8 protein-coding genes are annotated in these 20,056 nt (G+C 61.0%); 6 read left to right on the top strand and 2 right to left on the bottom strand.

Features of this window, described 5'->3' with window-relative positions; all coding sequences use genetic code 11:
- Positions 1-540 precede the first annotated feature (540 nt).
- On the top strand, positions 541-5,745 hold the full coding sequence (locus tag ACVWYQ_RS17490) for an amino acid adenylation domain-containing protein (protein WP_456726114.1): 5,205 nt from the start codon (positions 541-543) through the stop codon (positions 5,743-5,745).
- Positions 5,746-5,779: 34 nt separating this feature from the next.
- Positions 5,780-14,569, top strand: a complete 8,790-nt coding sequence (locus ACVWYQ_RS17485) for an amino acid adenylation domain-containing protein (protein ID WP_456726113.1) — start codon at positions 5,780-5,782, stop codon at positions 14,567-14,569.
- A gap of 141 nt (positions 14,570-14,710) precedes the next feature.
- On the opposite strand, the gene ACVWYQ_RS17480 is transcribed toward ACVWYQ_RS17485, so the two are convergent.
- Complete coding sequence (locus ACVWYQ_RS17480; protein ID WP_157287949.1) at positions 14,711-14,917, bottom strand: hypothetical protein; 207 nt, start codon at positions 14,915-14,917, stop codon at positions 14,711-14,713.
- Positions 14,918-15,262: 345 nt separating this feature from the next.
- Between ACVWYQ_RS17480 and ACVWYQ_RS17475 the strand changes: the two genes are divergently transcribed.
- The 3 genes from ACVWYQ_RS17475 (at position 15,263) to ACVWYQ_RS17465 (ending at position 17,868) form a co-directional block, all read left to right on the top strand.
- Complete coding sequence (locus tag ACVWYQ_RS17475; protein ID WP_456726112.1) at positions 15,263-17,032, top strand: hypothetical protein; 1,770 nt, start codon at positions 15,263-15,265, stop codon at positions 17,030-17,032.
- 12 nt (positions 17,033-17,044) lie between these two features.
- A complete protein-coding gene (locus tag ACVWYQ_RS17470; protein ID WP_456726111.1) occupies positions 17,045-17,536 on the top strand; it encodes a nucleoside 2-deoxyribosyltransferase in 492 nt (163 codons plus the stop codon).
- A gap of 128 nt (positions 17,537-17,664) precedes the next feature.
- A complete protein-coding gene (locus ACVWYQ_RS17465; RefSeq protein ID WP_456726110.1) occupies positions 17,665-17,868 on the top strand; it encodes a hypothetical protein in 204 nt (67 codons plus the stop codon).
- Positions 17,869-18,088: 220 nt separating this feature from the next.
- Here the strand turns inward: ACVWYQ_RS17465 and ACVWYQ_RS17460 are convergent, their stop codons facing one another.
- Entirely contained in the window at positions 18,089-18,676 is a 588-nt protein-coding gene (locus ACVWYQ_RS17460; protein WP_456726109.1) for a GNAT family N-acetyltransferase, read from the bottom strand.
- A 995-nt stretch (positions 18,677-19,671) separates the two neighbouring features.
- Here ACVWYQ_RS17460 and ACVWYQ_RS17455 point away from each other — a divergent pair.
- Complete coding sequence (locus tag ACVWYQ_RS17455) at positions 19,672-19,890, top strand: hypothetical protein (RefSeq protein WP_456726108.1); 219 nt, start codon at positions 19,672-19,674, stop codon at positions 19,888-19,890.
- Positions 19,891-20,056: the final 166 nt, after the last annotated feature.

The following is a 20,056-nucleotide window of genomic DNA, read 5'->3' as shown; positions in this document are numbered from 1 at the left end:
ATGTCCGACGAGGTCGGATAAGTGACATAGCAGTGTTAGGGCCAGCATACTGACAAAGAACGATTCCTCCTTTGGCACAGTACATGCGTAGTCTCCTCTATGAAGGCGCGTTGACGGAGGAGCTGTCGTTCGATGATCTCTACTCAGACCAGGCTGAAATGGCAGTTGCGATTCTGCCGGAGACGATATCTGAGGCGTGCGGCCTGCCCGCGACGTTGGGAAGATCTTGGCTGCGCCCAAGAGCTTCGGCACCGCCAATACCCCTATATTGCGCAAGCGACGGCGGGCGCGGTTATCCTGAGCATATTCGAACCAGTGTGGCTGATTTGAGTCGCTTCGTCGCGCGACGCCCATGGTGGGAATGCCCAGCTTGATGGATTGACTGCAGGAGCGGTGAAGATGTCGTATCGGGTATCTCCGGCGCGCGGGAGCGTCTGCCAACCAGGCGATCAGGACAGATTACCTGCGCGATCGATCTCCTCTGCCGTCGTTGTCGGCAGTGGTACGCTCGCTATCAGATGTGTGCAGCTGGCAATTGAGATGGGCCACGTCATTGGTGCAGCCTTGTGTGCTGACGGCGTATTCCGCGATTGGGCTGTTCGCTCGAACATCCCGTCTATAGCAAGCATTGAAGAGCTCTCTTCTTTTTTGAAGGCCGCGCCGGTAGATTTCATTTTTTCAGTTGCCAATCCGTTCATACTGCCGGCGGATGTATTGGAGTGGGTTCGTCGAGGTGCTTTTAATTACCACGACGGTCCATTGCCACGATATGCGGGAACGCACGTGACGTCCTGGGCGCTGCTGGCGCGTGAGACCGAATATGCCATCACGTGGTACTTGATCGATGACGGTATTGATACCGGTGACATCGTGGTTCAGCGCCAGGTGTTGATTGCGCCCACCGATACGGCACTGAGCCTGAATCTTAAATGCCATGAAGCCGCGGTCGAAGGCTTCCGCGAGCTCTTAACTGGCCTCGAGAACGGGGAGCTTTTAGCCTATCCGCAGGCACTGGTGGACAGAAGCTACTTTCCGAGACATCGACGGCCAGATTCCGCAGGCTGTCTGCGATGGGATCAATCCGCGCAAGAGATATCGGCCATGACACGGGCCCTAGGCTTTGGGCCGCATGATCTTAATCCAATGTGTCTGCCCAAGGTTCTCATAGGCGATCAGGCCGTCGAAGTCAGGAACTTGAAGGTGTTGGCTCGAAGCGCGGGCCGTCCGGCAGGCTCCCTCATTGAAGTCCACGCGAGCCATTGGCGTGTGGCGACGGGCACCGAGGATGTCGAAGTCTACTTTGAGGAACCCGATGGGCAGAAGCTGGACGCGCGAGCCCTCGCCAGGCACTTCAATGTGGATGAAGGTAGCCGCCTTCCGATCTTGAGCGATGAACAGGCGCGGAGCATAACTGCCGCCCACGAAATGCTGGCGCCTCTGGAGGATTTTTGGCGACAGCGGCTCGGGCAGTTTAGAACATTGCGTCCTCCTTTCTTGTCATCGTCCGTGGCCGCGTCGCCGCCCGAATGGCAGTCGAGTTCGTGGTTCACTCCAAGTGCTTTGGCTAAACTGTCCCCACGCGATCGCTCGGAATCCTTGGCAACGGCTTGGCTGATCTATCTCGCCCGCATCACCGGAGAAAGAGAGCTTCAGCTGGGATGGACGCCTGCATCGGATGGTTCGCAAGCTGCCTCCAAGGTGATGGAGGTGTTGATCTCTTCTGTCGTGCCGATGGAAGTGACGATTGACCTTGCTAATGATTTTGAAGAAGTGCGCAAAACCGTAGCGGCCGAATTGGCTCAGCTGAGGGCGCACGGTAGCTTTGCCCGGGATCTTATCGCGCGCTGCCCGTCCTTGCGAGGTGTGGAGGCGCTACACTCGCAGCGACCCTGGCCGATTGGCATCACAATCACGACACAGAGCTGTTCGGTGGCTGGCGATCTGATGACGAGTCACAAAGCTGGTCCAGCCCTATGCGGCGATTTGCTGACGTTTGAGGTTTGCGCTCTGGATGGGAGCTTCCGCTGGCATTTTGATGCCAGCCGATTTGCGCCGAGGCAGATCGGCCGCATGACGCAGCATTTGGAGACTTTGTTAAATGGTGTGATGGCCGATGCGGGGCAGCCGGTCGGCCGCACGGATATTCTCCCGGCAGACGAACGCAAATATCTGCTGGAAGAATTGAATCGGACGGCGACGCCTTATCGGTCGGAGCGGTACATCCATGAGCTGTTCGAGGCGCAGGCGAAAACGGCGCCGAAGGCGTTGGCTGCGGTTTATGAGAACGAGAGACTGAGCTATGGCGAACTCAACGCACGGGCCAACCGGCTGGCGCATCATCTGATCGGACTCGGGGTCAAGCCGGACCAGCCGGTGGCGATCTGCCTGAAACGCGGCTTGGCAATGGTGGTTGGTGTTTTGGCGATCCTGAAGGCCGGGGGGGCCTATTTGCCGCTCGATCCGGCTTATCCGTCGGCGCGGCTGCGGCAGATTGTCGAGGATGCCGCGCCGCGACTGCTGCTTTGCGACGCCGCCGGTCGAACCGCGTTGGGCGCCGAGGCTGTGGCTGACGTCAGCGTAGTCGATCTGGATACTGCCGCCCCGGTCTGGGCCGAGCGGCCGGATTCGGACCCCGATCCGCGCACGCTTGGCCTCACATCCCGTCATCTCGCCTACGTGATCTACACCTCAGGCTCCACTGGAACGCCAAAGGGCGTAGAAGTGTCCCACGGCTCGCTTGTGAATTCGCTCGCGGGGATTGGCACGTCAAAACGATGCACACTTCAATTCGCTACCCTCAACTTCGATGTGTCCTGTCAGGAAATGTTCATTTGTTGGAAAGACGGTGGACTGCTCGTACTTCTGCGGGAAGAGACCCGTAGCCATTTCCCCGAGTTGCTGGAATTCATCAAAAAGGAGGCGATCGAGCGATTGTTCCTCCCATTCGTAGCATTGAACCATTTTGCGGAGGTCTGGGGCGCGCAGCAAGTGAAGCTGCCCTCCTTAAGTGAGGTTTATACAGCGGGTGAGCAACTGCAGGCCACTCCACTGCTTAGGGCCTTCTTCGAAGCACACCCAAAGGCGAGATTGATCAATCAATACGGGTCCACGGAAATCAGCGTCATTGCCGAGCACCACCTTGCAGCTGACCCATCATGTTGGCCCCAGTTGCCTCTCGTTGGTCGTCCGATTGCGAACACGCGGGTGTACCTGCTGGACGGTCATGGCGCGCCCGTGCCGTTCGGGGCGGTGGGCGAGCTTTACATTGGCGGGGCGGGAGTGGCGCGAGGCTATCTGAACCGCCCCGAGCTGACGGCCGAGCGGTTCATCGCCAGTCCCTTTGTGGACGGCGATCGGCTGTACAGGACCGGCGACCTCGGGCGTTATCTGCCGGACGGCAATCTGGAGTTCCTGGGCCGCAATGACGAGCAGGTGAAGATCCGCGGCTTCCGCATCGAGCCGGGCGAGATCGCGGCGCGGCTTTGCGAACACGCCTTGGTGCGCGAGGCGGTGGTGGTGGCGCAACAGGATCGCACGGGCGAGAAGCACCTCGTCGGCTATGTGGTGTGTGCGCCCGAAGCTCAATCGGATGAGGTGGATGGCCCTGACCTTGCCAACACTTTGCGCGCGCACTTGAGTAGCCGGCTGCCGGACTACATGGTGCCGTCGGCGTTCGTGCGGCTATCGGGGCTGCCGCTGACGGTGAACGGCAAGCTCGACCGCAAGGCACTGCCACCGCCGGCTGACGCTGCCTATGCACGGGCGGCCTATGAGGCGCCGCAGGGCGCAGTCGAGACGGCGTTGGCGCGGATCTGGGCCGAGCTTCTCGGGCTGGAGCGGGTCGGACGCAACGACCACTTCTTCGAACTGGGCGGCCACTCGCTTCTCGCGGTGCAGGTGTCGAGCCGGCTGTCGCAGGCTGTTGGAGTCGAACTGCCGCTGTCGACGCTGTTCGCCACGCCGGTGCTGGCCGATTTTGCCGCAAGCCTTGGCCGTCCTCATGAAGTGGCGGTGCCTGCCAACCTGATCACCGAGCAGAGTACGGCGATCACGCCGCAGATGCTGCCGCTGATCGAGCTGGCCCAGCCTGAGATCGACCGGATCGTCGCCACGGTGCCTGGTGGCGTCCGCAACATCCAGGACATTTATGCGCTGACGCCGCTGCAGGACGGCATCCTGTTCCATCATCTGCTGGCCAGCCAGGGTGATCCCTATCTGCTGGTGTCGCAGATGGCGTTTGCCGACCGCAGCCTGTTGGAGCGCTATCTTGGTGCGGTTCAGCACGTGGTGGACCGGCACGACATCCTGCGCACGGCCTTTGTCTGGGACGGACTGTCGAGCCCGGCCCAGGTGGTGTGGCGTCGTGCCTCGCTTCAGGTGAGCGAGGTCGAGCTGGAGGGCTGTGATGGTTGCGCCGCCGATGAGCTCCGGCGCCGGTTTGATCCGCGCCGGCAGCGCATCGATCTTGGCCGGGCACCCTTGTTGCGGTTTGTGACCGCGCGCGATCCCGGCAGCGGGCGCTGGCTGCTGCTGGAGCTGCAGCATCATTTGATCGGGGATCACACGACGCTGGAAGTGATGCATGCCGAGGTGCGGGCCATGCTGGCAGGGCGGGCCGATGAACTGGCCGCGCCGCTGCCGTTCCGTAATCTGGTGGCGCAGGCGCGTCTTGCTGTTGATGCCAAGGCGCATGAAGAGTTCTTCCGAGGGCTGCTGGCCGACATCGACGAGCCGACCATGCCGTTCGGCTTGAGCGAGGTCTACGGCGACGGCAGCGGCGTCGGCGAGGCGCATCGGATGCTGCCGCAGGCGCTCAACGCGCGGCTGCGCGAACAGGCGCGGCGGCTCGGGGTGAGCCTGGCCAGCCTGTGCCATCTGGCCTGGGGGCAGGTGGTGGCGCGCAGCAGTGGCCGCGAGCAGGTGGTGTTCGGCACGGTGCTGTTCGGCCGGATGCATGCGGGTGCGGGCGCCGACCGCACAATGGGCCTGTTCATCAACACCCTGCCTGTGCGGCTTGCCTTGGACGAGACCGGGGTTGCGGCGAGCGTGCGCAGCACCCACGCGCAGCTTTCCGAGCTGCTGGCGCACGAGCATGCCTCGCTGGCGCTGGCGCAACGCTGCAGCGGCGTTGCGGCGCCGGTGCCGCTGTTCAGCGCGCTGTTGAACTACCGCCATAACAGGCCGGCAGCCACGCCCGGCCCCGGACCGGATGATGTCCTGTCGGGCGTGGAATGGCTCGGCAGCGAGGAGCGCACCAACTATCCCGTGACCCTGTCGGTGGAGGATTATGGCGAAGCGCTCGGCTTGACGGCGCAGGTGGCGGCGCCGGTCTCTGCGGATCGCCTCTGCGGCTATATGCAGCGGGCGCTCGAGCAACTGGCGCAGGCGCTGGAGCATGCCCCCAACACGCCGGTGCGCGAGCTCGACATCCTGCCGGCTGACGAACGCAGCTATCTGCTGGAGGATCTGAACCGGACCGCGGCGGCCTATCCGTCGGAACGGTGCATCCATGAGCTGTTCGAGGCGCAGGTGCAAAAGGCACCGGAGGCGGTGGCGGTGGTCCACGAGGACGAGCGCCTGAGCTATGGCGAGCTCAACGCGCGGGCCAACCGGCTGGCGCATCATCTGATCGCACTCGGAGTAAGGCCGGGGGATAAAATTGCGACACTGCTTGATCGCTCCATCGCTCTTGTGGTGGCGCAGCTAGCGATCCTGAAGACGGGCGGAGTGTATGTGCGCGATTGATCGCGCCCTTCCATCCGCGCGACAAGAATGGCTGATGGCTGATTGTGCTGCCCGCCTGGTGCTTAGCGAGATTGACGGTGATGATCTGGTTGAGGCGACGATACCTGTTCTGGCGATTGAGCCGCTCATAGTTGGAACGGGATCTAGTTCCGATCCTGGCCTAGCGTTGAGCGCTGAGGCTGCCGCTTACATCATGTACACCTCCGGCTCAACCGGCCTTCCCAAAGGAGTTCTTGTTCCTCATCGTGCTGTCAACCGGCTGGTGATCAATAATGGATATGCGAAGATTGAGGCGGGGGATCGTGTGGCATGGGCCGGCAATCCCGCCTTCGACGCAAGCACATTCGAAGTGTGGGCGCCGCTGCTTAACGGCGGTTGCATTGTTATAATGCAAGCTGTCACAGATCCTGGCAGCTTTGCCCGGGCGCTTAAACAGCACCGGGTGACGTCACTCTTTCTAACAACAGCATTATTCAATCAACATACATCATCGATTGCTCCGACGTTAGCCCAACTCAAGTACCTCCTCTGTGGAGGAGAGCGCAATGATCTTCGCTCATTTCTGAGATTGCTGAAAGAAGAAGGTCCCGTACGTCTCATTCACTGCTACGGCCCGACCGAGACGACGACTTTCGCAACAGTCTGGAATTGTCCGGCTGATTTTAATGGGGCAGTGGTCCCGATCGGCCGTCCGATTGCGAACACGCGGGTGTACCTGCTGGACGGTCATGGCGCGCCCGTGCCGTTCGGGGCGGTGGGCGAGCTTTACATCGGCGGTGCGGGAGTGGCGCGAGGCTACCTGAACCGCCCCGAGCTGACGGCTGAGCGCTTCATCGCCAGTCCCTTTGTGGACGGCGATCGGCTGTACAGGACCGGCGACCTCGGGCGTTATCTGCCGGACGGCAATCTGGAGTTCCTGGGCCGCAATGACGACCAAGTGAAGATCCGCGGCTTCCGCATCGAGCCGGGCGAGATCGCGGCGCGGCTTTGCGAACACGCCTTGGTGCGCGAGGCGGTGGTGGTGGCGCAACAGGATCGCCGCGGCGACAAGCACCTCGTCGGCTATGTGGTATGTGCGCCCGAAGCTCAATCGGATGAGGTGGATGGCGACCTTGCCAACACCTTGCGCGCGCACTTGAGTAGCCGGCTGCCGGACTACATGGTGCCGTCGGCGTTCGTGCGGCTATCGGGGCTGCCGCTGACGGTGAACGGCAAGCTCGACCGCAAGGCACTGCCGCCGCCGGCTGACGATGCCTATGCACGGGCGGCCTATGAGGCGCCGCAGGGCGCAGTCGAGACGGCGTTGGCACGGATCTGGGCCGAGCTTCTCGGGCTGGAGCGGGTCGGACGCAACGACCACTTCTTCGAACTGGGCGGCCACTCGCTTCTAGCGGTGCAGGTGTCGAGCCGGCTGTCGCAGGCTGTTGGGGTCGAACTGCCGCTGCCAACGCTGTTCGCCACGCCGGTGCTGGCCGATCTGGCCGCAAGCATCGTCGAGGTGTTGAGCCGCTCCGGTCGCCAAGACGTGCCGGCGATTGCAGCCGTATCGCGTCATGAGCCGCTTGTGCTGTCGTTTGCGCAGCAGCGGCTGTGGTTCTTAGCGCAGCTGGACGAAGGCAGCACGCACTATCACATTCCGCTAGCCTTGCGGCTGCGCGGGGTCCTCGATCGCAGCGCCTGGCAGCGCAGCCTTGACCGTCTGTTTGCGCGTCATGAGGCGCTGCGCAGTGTCTTTGTCGCGCCGCAGGGCAAGCCCCGGGTTGAGATCCTGCCGCCGGATGCGGGACTGCCGGTGCTTGAACACGATCTACGGCAGAGGCCGGATGCGGAAGCGGCACTTTTGGATCTGTGCCATGAAGAGGAGCGCACACCGTTTGATCTTGCGCAGGGGCCGCTGATCCGCGGGCGTCTGGTGTGGATGTCAGATGAGGAACACGTCTTCCTGCTGACCCAGCATCACATCGTTTCGGACGGCTGGTCGATGGGCGTGTTGGCGCGTGAACTCAGTCAGCTTTACCGGGCGTTCGAGGCTGGACAGGACGATCCTTTGCCGCCGCTGGCGATCCAATATCCGGATTATGCCGCCTGGCAACGCCAATGGCTGTCGGGGGAACGGCTGCAGAAGCAGGCGAAATATTGGCGCAACGCCCTGTCAGGCACGCCCCTTCTTGTGTTGCCGACGGACCGTGCGCGGCCCGCCCAGCAGTCGTTTGCTGCGGCCAGTATTCCTGTTGTCATCGATGCGGATCTGACGCGGGACTTGAAGCGGCTGAGCCGGCAACATAGCACGACGTTGTTCATGACGGTGCTGGCGGGCTGGGCGACGGTGCTGTCGCGTCTGTCAGGGCAGGACGACCTTGCGATCGGCGTGCCGAGCGCCAATCGCTGCCGGCGCGAGATCGAAGAGTTGATCGGCTTCTTCGTCAACACCCTGGCGCTTCGGCTGGACCTGTCGGGCGAGCCGAGCGTGTCGGAGCTTCTGGAGCGGACGCGGCGCACGGCGCTGGCTGCGCAGGAGCATCAGGACCTGCCGTTCGAGCAGGTGGTGGAGATCGTGCAGCCGCCCCGGGCTCTTGACCACACGCCGTTGGTGCAGGTGATGTTGGCCTGGGAAAACAATGCGGTTGGGTCATTGGAGCTGCCAGGACTGAGTGTGGAGGCTGCCGGGAAGGCGTTCGATCAAGTCAAGTTCGATCTGGAGCTGAGCCTTAGCGAGCAGGGCGAGGAAATCGCTGGAACACTGAGTTATGCCACGGCGCTTTTTGATCAGGCGACGATCGAGCGGCAGCGCGGTTATCTACTGGCGCTGCTGCGGGCGATGGCTGCCGATGCAGGCCAGGCGGTCGGCCGCATCGACATCCTGTCGGCTGAGGAGCGCAACTATCTGCTGGAGGATCTGAACCGGACCGCGGCGGCCTATCCGTCGGAGCGGTGCATCCATGAGCTGTTCGAGGCGCAGGTGCAAAAGGCGCCGGAGGCGGTGGCGGTGGTCCACGAGGACGAGCGCCTGAGCTATGGCGAGCTCAACGCGCGGGCCAACCGGCTGGCGCATCATCTGATCGCACTCGGAGTAAGGCCCGATCAGCCCGTGGCGATCTGCCTGGAGCGCAGCCCGGCGATGGTGGTGGGACTCTTGGCGATCCTGAAAGCGGGCGGCGCCTATCTGCCGCTGGATCCGGCGTACCCATCTCAGCGGCTGCGCCAAGTGCTGGGCGATGCCGCGCCGCGGATGCTGCTTTGCGACGCCGCCGGCCGCGCCGCACTCGGCCCCGAGGTGCTGATCGATGTGACAGTGGTCGATCTGGAGACGGCCACGCCGGCCTGGGCCGAACGGCCGGCTTCGGACCCCGACCCGCGCACGCTTGGCCTCACATCGCGCCATCTCGCCTACGTGATCTACACCTCAGGCTCAACCGGAACTCCCAAAGGGGTACAGAATGAGCATCGGGCTATTATCAATCGCCTGATCTGGATGCAAAAGGCCTATGCACTCAGTGCGGCTGATGTCGTCTTGCAGAAGACCCCGTTCGGATTCGATGTCTCGGCCTGGGAATTCTTCTGGACATTGCTTGAAGGGGCAACCCTGGTGCTGGCGCTTCCTGGTGAGCACAAAGACCCAGATGCGCTTGTAGACTTGATAATCGGCGAGCGCATCACCACTGCGCACTTCGTACCATCCATGCTGGCCAGCTTCATGGACACGAAGGGCGTTGATCGCTGCACATCCCTGCAGCGTCTCGTGTGTAGTGGCGAGGCGCTTTCTGCCTCCCTTACGCAGAAGGTTCGGCGCGTATTACCCTGGACTGGTCTGCACAATCTATATGGTCCCACGGAAGCTGCTATCGACGTAACGGCCTGGAATTGTCCGGCTGATTTTAATGGGGCAGTGGTCCCGATCGGCCGTCCGATTGCGAACACGCGGGTGTATCTGCTGGACGGGCATGGCGCGCCCGTGCCGTTCGGGGCGGTGGGCGAGCTTTACATTGGCGGGGCGGGAGTGGCGCGAGGCTATCTGAACCGCCCCGAGCTGACGGCCGAGCGGTTCATCGCCAGTCCCTTTGTGGACGGCGATCGGCTGTACAGGACCGGCGACCTCGGGCGTTATCTGCCGGACGGCAATCTGGAGTTCCTGGGCCGCAATGACGAGCAGGTGAAGATCCGCGGCTTCCGCATCGAGCCGGGCGAGATCGCGGCGCGGCTTTGCGAACACGCCTTGGTGCGCGAGGCGGTGGTGGTGGCGCAACAGGATCGCACGGGCGAGAAGCACCTCGTCGGCTATGTGGTGTGTGCGCCCGAAGCTCAATCGGATGAGGTGGATGGCCCTGACCTTGCCAACACTTTGCGCGCGCACTTGAGTAGCCGGCTGCCGGACTACATGGTGCCGTCGGCGTTCGTGCGGCTATCGGGGCTGCCGCTGACGGTGAACGGCAAGCTCGACCGCAAGGCACTGCCACCGCCGGCTGACGCTGCCTATGCACGGGCGGCCTATGAGGCGCCGCAGGGCGCAGTCGAGACGGCGTTGGCGCGGATCTGGGCCGAGCTTCTCGGGCTGGAGCGGGTCGGACGCAACGACCACTTCTTCGAACTGGGCGGCCACTCGCTTCTCGCGGTGCAGGTGTCGAGCCGGCTGTCGCAGGCTGTTGGAGTCGAACTGCCGCTGTCGACGCTGTTCGCCACGCCGGTGCTGGCCGATTTTGCCGCAAGCCTTGGCCGTCCTCATGAAGTGGCGGTGCCTGCCAACCTGATCACCGAGCAGAGTACGGCGATCACGCCGCAGATGCTGCCGCTGATCGAGCTGGCCCAGCCTGAGATCGACCGGATCGTCGCCACGGTGCCTGGTGGCGTCCGCAACATCCAGGACATTTATGCGCTGACGCCGCTGCAGGACGGCATCCTGTTCCATCATCTGCTGGCCAGCCAGGGTGATCCCTATCTGCTGGTGTCGCAGATGGCGTTTGCCGACCGCAGCCTGTTGGAGCGCTATCTTGGTGCGGTTCAGCACGTGGTGGACCGGCACGACATCCTGCGCACGGCCTTTGTCTGGGACGGACTGTCGAGCCCGGCCCAGGTGGTGTGGCGTCGTGCCTCGCTTCAGGTGAGCGAGGTCGAGCTGGAGGGCTGTGATGGTTGCGCCGCCGATGAGCTCCGGCGCCGGTTTGATCCGCGCCGGCAGCGCATCGATCTTGGCCGGGCACCCTTGTTGCGGTTTGTGACCGCGCGCGATCCCGGCAGCGGGCGCTGGCTGCTGCTGGAGCTGCAGCATCATTTGATCGGGGATCACACGACGCTGGAAGTGATGCATGCCGAGGTGCGGGCCATGCTGGCAGGGCGGGCCGATGAACTGGCCGCGCCGCTGCCGTTCCGTAATCTGGTGGCGCAGGCGCGTCTTGCTGTTGATGCCAAGGCGCATGAAGAGTTCTTCCGAGGGCTGCTGGCCGACATCGACGAGCCGACCATGCCGTTCGGCTTGAGCGAGGTCTACGGCGACGGCAGCGGCGTCGGCGAGGCGCATCGGATGCTGCCGCAGGCGCTCAACGCGCGGCTGCGCGAACAGGCGCGGCGGCTCGGGGTGAGCCTGGCCAGCCTGTGCCATCTGGCCTGGGGGCAGGTGGTGGCGCGCAGCAGTGGCCGCGAGCAGGTGGTGTTCGGCACGGTGCTGTTCGGCCGGATGCATGCGGGTGCGGGCGCCGACCGCACAATGGGCCTGTTCATCAACACCCTGCCTGTGCGGCTTGCCTTGGACGAGACCGGGGTTGCGGCGAGCGTGCGCAGCACCCACGCGCAGCTTTCCGAGCTGCTGGCGCACGAGCATGCCTCGCTGGCGCTGGCGCAGCGCTGCAGCGGCGTTGCGGCGCCGGCGCCGCTGTTCAGCGCGCTGTTGAACTACCGCCATAACAGGCCGGCAGCCACGCCCGGCCCCGGACCGGATGATGTCCTGTCAGGCGTGGAATGGCTCGGCGCCGAGGAGCGCACCAACTATCCCGTGACGCTGTCGGTGGAGGATTATGGCGAAGCGCTCGGCTTGACGGCGCAGGTGGCGGCGCCGGTCTCTGCGGATCGCCTCTGCGGCTATATGCAGCGGGCGCTCGAGCAACTGGCGCAGGCGCTGGAGCATGCCCCCAACACGCCGGTGCGCGAGCTCGACATCCTACCGGCCGACGAACGCAGCTACCTGCTGGAGGATCTGAACCGGACGGCGGCGGCCTATCCGTCGGAGCGGTGCATCCATGAGCTGTTCGAGGCGCAGGTGCAAAAGGCGCCGGAGGCGGTGGCGATGGTCCACGAGGACGAGCGCGTCAGCTATGGCGAGCTCAACGCGCGGGCCAACCGGCTGGCGCATCATCTGATCGCACTCGGAGTAAGGCCCGATCAGCCCGTGGCGATCTGCCTGGAGCGCAGCCCGGCAATGGTGGTGGGGCTCTTGGCGATCCTGAAAGCGGGCGGGGCCTATCTGCCGCTGGATCCGGCCTACCCATCTCGGCGGCTGCGCCAAGTGCTGGGCGATGCCGCGCCGCGGCTGCTGCTTTGCGATGCCGCCGGCCGCGCCGCACTCGGCCCCGAGGTGCTGATCGATGTGACAGTGGTCGATCTGGAGACGGCCACGCCGGTCTGGGCCGAACGGCCGGCTTCGGACCCCGACCCGCGCACGCTCGGCCTCACATCGCGCCATCTCGCCTATGTGATCTACACCTCAGGCTCAACCGGAAACCCAAAGGGCGTGATGGTCGAGCATCGGGGGTTGGTCAATCTGATGTTGGCTCAGGTCGGTCTTTTTGGCGCTTCTTCCAACAGGCGCGTGGTGCAGTTCGCCTCCGTTGGGTTTGATGCAAGCGCTTGGGAGCTTGCTATGGCGTTTGGCTCTGGAGCCGCATTGCACTTGCCTGCGGACGAGATCCGTCAAGCGAGTGACAAGCTCTCGGATTATCTCCGGAGCGAAGACATCACCCATGCGACGCTACCCCCAGCGATGCTTCAGGCAAGCAAGAATCTGGAATGTTTGACTTCACAAGTTCTCATTCTTGCTGGAGAGCTGCCGAAGGCTGAACTGATCCAAAGTCTTGCCCCGGCATCAATTGTCAACGCCTATGGCCCGACCGAAACAACAGTCTGCGCAACAGTCTGGAATTGTCCGGCTGATTTTAATGGGGCAGTGGTCCCGATCGGCCGTCCGATTGCGAACACGCGGGTGTACCTGCTGGACGGGCATGGCGCGCCCGTGCCGTTCGGGGCGGTGGGCGAGCTTTACATTGGCGGGGCGGGAGTGGCGCGAGGCTACCTGAACCGCCCCGAGCTGACGGCCGAGCGCTTCATCGCCAGTCCCTTTGTGGACGGCGATCGGCTGTACAGGACCGGCGACCTCGGGCGTTATCTGCCGGACGGCAATCTGGAGTTCCTGGGCCGCAATGACGACCAAGTGAAGATCCGCGGCTTCCGCATCGAGCCGGGCGAGATCGCGGCGCGGCTTTGCGAACACGCCTTGGTGCGCGAGGCGGTGGTGGTGGCGCAACAGGATCGCCGCGGCGACAAGCACCTCGTCGGCTATGTGGTGTGTGCGCCCGAAGCTCAATCGGATGAGGTGGATGGCCCTGACCTTGCCAACACCTTGCGCGCGCACTTGAGTAGCCGGCTGCCGGACTACATGGTGCCGTCGGCATTCGTGCGGCTTGAGGTGCTGCCGTTGACGGTGAACGGCAAGCTCGACCGCAAGGCACTGCCGCCGCCGGCTGACGATGCCTATGCACGGGCGGCCTATGAGGCGCCGCAGGGCGCAGTCGAGACGGCGTTGGCACGGATCTGGGCCGAGCTTCTCGGGCTGGAGCGGGTCGGACGCAACGACCACTTCTTCGAACTGGGCGGCCACTCGCTCCTAGTGGTGCAACTGCTCAGTCGCGCAGTCGATCTCGGGCTCAAGTTCAGCGCCGCCGACCTCTTCCAAGCCCCCCTTCTGAAGGAAGTTGCATCGAAAGTTCATTTGGCGCCACAGCTCAGCTGTTTGAGAGCGATTTGTGCTCGAGAATTCGGATCGCAGCCGCCGCTGTTCTTTGTTCCCACAGGTTTGGGCGATTGCTCCTATGTCCCCAGTTTGACGCAAGAAATGGACGTCGACTGTCCTGTCTACGCTTTGCCATGGCCGCAATTCGGTGCATTTCAATTTTCAACTCTTGAAAAGATCGCCTCGCAAGCGAGCTTGGCGATTCGCGAGATCCAGCCACGAGGTCCATATCGGTTGTCTGGATACTCATCAGGAGGAATCTTGGCTTATGCAATCGCGCAGCACTTACTAAACCTCAACGAAGCTGTTTCCTTCATCGGCCTGATTGACGTTGTGTTATTTGCAAGTCCATCAAGAACATCACCCACCCAAATGATACAAGAACTAGCGTTGGAGTCTCTCGAATTGAGTGACGAGAAGTTCGAAATCCTCAACCGCTTCGCTGGACAAAGCTCAATTTCCGGACTGCTTGAAAAGGCTCAAAAGATGGGGGCGATCACGCCGGAGCGTGATCTACGCAATGATATTCTGACGTATGAAAGGGCCACGCAGTTCCAACAGGCGCTGCGCTTATATCAAGTTCCGTCCCTCTCAGTTGAGATACACCAGTTCTATGCGAGCCGGCCTCTTAGCAGTCGGACACGTTCTCGAAGAACGTCGCTAGGTCCAGAAGCAACTTCGCCTTTGCGGGGTTGGGACCGAATTCTAAGTGCAAAGGCCATTCATGCCGTGCCGATTCCAGGCGACCACGTGACTATGATGGATGTCCGCGAGAACCGCCAAGTTCTGGGTCGGGCGATCTCAACGGCATTAATCGCGACTCTGAAATAGACGTCCGTTCTTTAATCGCGGGCACGGTGTCAAGGCACCCGCTGTCAGCGTTGAAGCGATGGGTGCAATCATCTGGGCGCATTAACGCAAAAGCCCCGGTTGGAGTGCCGGGGCTTTTCTTTTCGATCGCAGACTCCAGAATCACTTCTGCGATAGTTTGTCCGTCGCCTTTGGGTCCGAACGTCCATCGCTGCGGATGTTGGATTCCATCCGCGACTGAATTTCAGTCAGGACCTGCTCGCCGCGAGCGCCGTAAACCTCGGCAAAACGACGACGAACCATCTCGCCCGCCCAATTTGCGGAGCGGCGATTTGCTTCTTCGTACGCTTCATCAACCAGGATAGTCACGGTTCACCTTTTGCAAGAACGAATCAGATGACGGTATCAGCTTCGCGTCATCCAGTTAATCGTCCGTCTACGCCAGAGCGTTCGTGGTTCAAGCAAAACACATGCGCGCTTCTGAGTCGAGGCAGATGATCTTCTCGCCCGCGTCGGGGCGTCGCACTGGCGCCGCTCCTCTGCTGCTTATTTAAGTTGAAACGCTGCACTGCACAACCCTTGCTTACAAACTTGTCATGATAGATAAATGCGGAACTGCCTTCCTGTTCCCAATTAACCATCTTATTGAAAATGCCTCCATTTTCTCCTTCAGCTGGCCCGAGGTTTCTGAGCGTCGGGGCGGTCATTTCCTGGGTGTTTCCCGACGGCCCTGATCAGCAGAACAAGAGGCTGCAGGACGCGGCGAGTTTCCCCCCGGATCTCTTTGCGGTTGCCGCCCTGTTGCTCCAAGTCGGGGGCGCCTATCACTATTTTGTGCCGCGAGGCGCTCGTGACGCATGGAGCGAAGCGTGCGTCTGCATTGAAGACGCCGATCTCCAGAACTGGCAGCGAATTGGAAAAAGTTGGGCGAAGCAATACCCCGAACTGCCAAGCGAAATACAGCCTCTTTGGAAAGAGTTATGGAAATCTAGGAACGAGCCAGTCTTCAAGGAGCCCGAGGCAGGAAAGCCGGCCCCGAGCTGGTGGAAGGTTTGTTGGGCGCTTATGGCCATAGCCGACGAGGCTTGCGAGAACGTTGGTTATATCCATGTGGACGACAAACAGAGCGATTGGCACGGGAGTTGGGTTGCCCTCACTGTGGACTATTGTTTGCGCAATTCGTCGGACGGCATTACTCCGTCAGATCGCCACCGTCGCGTTGACAGGCAGATTGCAAGCATTTGCCTAATGGCGGATCGCGACGTCGTCTGCGTCCAGCCGAAATCTCACACGCCCGAGGTGGGCTGCACGCCCCGCACGTTGGCTCACAATCTCGCGCTTCTTCCGCCGCGAGGGGAGATGCGTGCGCATTGGCAGCGGCCACCTCAATATATGTTGCCAGAATCTCGGACCGATCTTCGCTTGCTCTTAATACCGTATCCATTCGAGCTTGATGCCGAATGGTTTCAAGGTGAGAAGGTGATCAGCGAAGACGAGGTCGGAAGATCCGGTCGAGCCAAGCCGTGGGGTTGGTTTACGCTCGATCAGCACTGGCTGCCGAGAAATCCACAGTCTGTCGTAAGAATGGTCGATCTGCTTCTAGACCAAGCCAGAGCGAAATCGGGGAGTATCAACGGAGTTGTTTTCCCAGAATATGCTCTAGATTGGAAATCGTATAAGGCAGTCGCAGACAATCTTCGGGACAAGCATCCTGATGTAGAATTTTTTGTTGCAGGCTCGAGCGATAACTGCGCGGGAGAAAAGGGAAATTTCGCACTTTCGTCTCATTTTTTTGATGAGACCAAAAACGATCAATCCACCAGGATGGCAGCGACCACCAGTCGCGCCAAACACCATCGGTGGCGGTTGGACTCGCATCAACTCATTAGCTACGACCTCACTAAAGCTCTCGATCCACGATATCTGTGGTGGGAGAAGATTGTGCTTCAGCAGCGTGAGATTCACGTCAAGGTAATTCGGAGTGCGTCGGTATTCACTACGATGATCTGCGAAGACCTCGCCCGTAGCGATCCATGCCATGAAGTGTTGCGGGCTATTGGACCGAATTTGGTATTCGTGCTCCTCATGGATGGACCGCAAATCCCTATTCGGTGGTCCGCGCGTTATGCGACGGCGCTTTCAGACGATCCTGGCAGCTCGGTTCTAACATTTACTTCTCGGGGGTTGATATCGAGGTCAAACGCTGCGCTCGAAAGAATGTCGCCAGAAGAGAAGGGATCGCGAGAACCCAGTTGGGCAGTCGGACTCTGGAAGGATGCAACAGGCACTGCGCAGATGGTGCACTGTCCGCCGGGCGATCATGGCGTCGTAATTAGCCTCCACGGCGATCCGCTGTTTGAAGCGACGCTGGATGCCAGACAAAACTCTGATGCGTCGCGTTGGAGGATTGTCGGTTCGCCTATAACGGTATCGTTAGATGCCGTTCGTGATGCCAGCCTAATTTCGGAGCTGAAGCTCAAATAACGGAGCCGAGAGATGCATACCGCAAAGAGAGTGTACCTCGCAGGGCCTACGGTCTTCCTGCCCAATGCACTCAACGAAGGGAATGTGCTCAAGAAGGTTTGTGCCGAATACGGTTTGATCGGCGTGTTTCCTTTGGATGAATTGGAGTCCGACGTCGGAGCCCAGAAAATATTTGAGCACAACGTTAGCTGCCTTCGAGGATGCGACGTTGTCGTTGCCGACGTTTCTCCGTTTAGGGGGCCGCATGTTGATGATGGGACTGCCTTCGAGATCGGCTTCGCTAACGCTATAGCTCTCCCAATCTTCGCATACAGCCGCGACATTCGCCCTCTCGCTCGGCGAATATCGGCGAAGAGAGGCCCCGATCGGCGGTTGAGGGACGAACAAGAGCTCGAAGTCGAGGATTTCGGTCTCAACCAGAACCTGATGATATCGTGCGCGATAGCCGGACTGTTTGATAGCGCCGCGGAGGCGATACGTGCGGCAGCGCGAAAGCTAAGCTGACCCTGCTTACCGAAAGCTTGGCTGGTGGTGATTGAATCGAGATTGCGCGTGTCCGATCATTGGCCCAAGACGGATCCAACCTAGCGCGTACTTCGCGTTTTTTCGGCTCGCAGATCGGGATCGTTTGTGTGGTGAAGTGTGACCTTGTCAGGCATCAGGAAGAGGTTAGGGAGAAAGCCATCGAGGGGATGAAGCGCGGTCTCCGCTTGCAGTCGCTGCTGAAAATCTTCAAGGATCTTAAGAAAACCTATCGAACGATCGCGATCCTGAATTTGCCGCTGTTTACAAAGCTTGGGCGGCGGGAGGCCGGGCGCGGCTTATCCGGGCGATGACGAAGACGAAACGGCGGAATCGGTTCAACGAGATTTTTGCGCTTCTCCCAACTGCTCTTCCCACCAGGTTGCGCTTCGATGACGTTATTATGTATGCCCCGCTTCAATGGATGCGACTCAACGCCTGTTTTCGATCGACAGAATTCGGCAAATGGCTTGCCATCGGTTCCCTCAACTGCGCATTGATCCGCTATCGTAGGCCTCCGCGACCGCTGTACGCTTAATACGCCGTCCGCAACATTGGCGTCAGTGGCGGCGATCCACCGTGCTGTATCTCTCCAATAACCTTGAAGCCATGGCGTTGGTAAAAGGGAATGTTCTTTGGATTCGAGCTTTCGAGGTAGGCAGCGGAGGCCTGCTCATCACATCGTTGGAGAGCGCGCTTCATCAGCAATGTGCCAAGCCCTTGCCCGATCCAATTCGGATCGACGGCAATGAGAGGCAGATACCAATGTGGCTCGGAGGGACGATGTTCGGCCATTTGTCGCCTTAGGTGGGCCATGTCTTCACTTACATCGGGGCTTAGCGACAGCGCCATTAGTACGTTTAGAGCCTCCTCATCCTGCTGCACGCCGGGAGGCAGCCACAGAGCCGCCGCACGACTGTCTCCCGTGGCGTATGCTGTGCCATGTTCGAACGCTCGTCCGCCAGAGGCGCTAATGTACTGTGGCATGCTCGTAAGATATTGCCGGATGTCAGGCCAACTCCAGCGCATCAACGGATCGGCGGCAAAGGCGCATACAATGGTCCAAACAGCGTTTACCCGAATGCTTGCGTTCGCAGTTGTGATATCCGCCTCCATTATCATGATATGGCCCTTCGCGCGCGGAATGATGAGGTTGGAATATGGAACAGATGTGGATGTGAGCAGAATGTGTGCGAGGCGGAGGGGGCGTCGGATGCGCTTGTTTGCCGTCTAGGCCCTCATCCTGATCAAGGCCTCGCCTAGCCGCTTCGGACGAAGCTTCCTCAATGGGAGACCCGGATCCTTATACGTCACGGTGAGGACCCGTACTTGTTGCGCTGTACGCGTCATGTGTTCGTGCAAGGAAGGTGTGCTAACAACAACGTTTGCCAGCCCGACGATAGCAACAGAAGCCAAGAGCAGTCTTGCTTTGCCAAAACAATGCGAACTGGTGCTACTCGTGGAAACTGGATTCACTTGACCAGTTTAAGCACCGCGATCCAACTTGAAACCTACCAAATTTAGGGGGCGCGTTTGTCATCATCTTCAACTTTATTTGCGAGTAAAATCTCGCCCCAGTTGGTCTGGAAGATTCCCAGCCTTACCGCCCGGAACAGCGAACGCGCTTGAGCGCAAGCCCCGCCGCCCTGAAATCTCTGCGCCCCGCCGGCAGAAGAAGCAGCGTCCTGACCTTCGCGTCCAAGGTAGGCACGTTACGATGACGAACAACTCCGTCAGCGCGCCCAGGACCTCCATGCGCAGGGCCTTGGGCGTGACACGTTGCGGAGCGGTGGCGGGGTCGCGCGACAAAATGTTCACCCAACCTACAGGTGGGTGGCAGCGTCGTTATTCCGGCGCCGAAGTCGCCGGCGATGGTGAAGATCTGCGCCGGTGTCGCCGTCTCCGGGGCCCACACGCGCACAAGGCACGGCGCAGGCCAATGATTAAGAATGAAACTCGCGAAGCTATTGGGCAAAAGCTCCTTGGCGTCCTCCCGCAATAGACGTGACCGGACACATGATGGCCGAACTCATGCGCGCAATTGTAGGCTCGCCGCGGCAGCGCCCGTCGCGCACAGAGATGAATGCGCAGAAGGGCGCCGCTGATACATTCCCTCCATGTTGATGTTGCTGAAGCGCAAAGCGACACTCAGCGTCTCGCATAGCCTGCAGATTGAAAATCGACCGGCTTGGTCGAGCTTGGCTTTGGCGCGCGTAGCCGTGGTGGCCTGCATGGTCTGGGTCGCAGCGTGGCGCTTGAAGCTGAGCTTCGTGGTGCGCATCACATTTATCAGCGATGCCGCCGTTCGCGGTGGAATCGCTGCGCATGGCGGCTAGTAGCTTGAGCAGGCGTTCCAGATCATGGGGCTTGAGCTTGGAGAGTTCCGTGCGGCAAGCTCAAGCCGGGGTCCTGGACATCGAACGTCTCGGGCGCTTTGCCGAGCAACCGGGCAACGTTGACGTCATAGATTTCGGCAAGCCGGGCGAGCTCGCCAGCCGATAG

The organism is Bradyrhizobium sp. USDA 3397 (assembly GCF_054060965.1).
The sequence above is the reverse complement of the archived record's forward strand: the minus strand, read 5'-3'. Positions and strand labels throughout refer to the sequence as shown.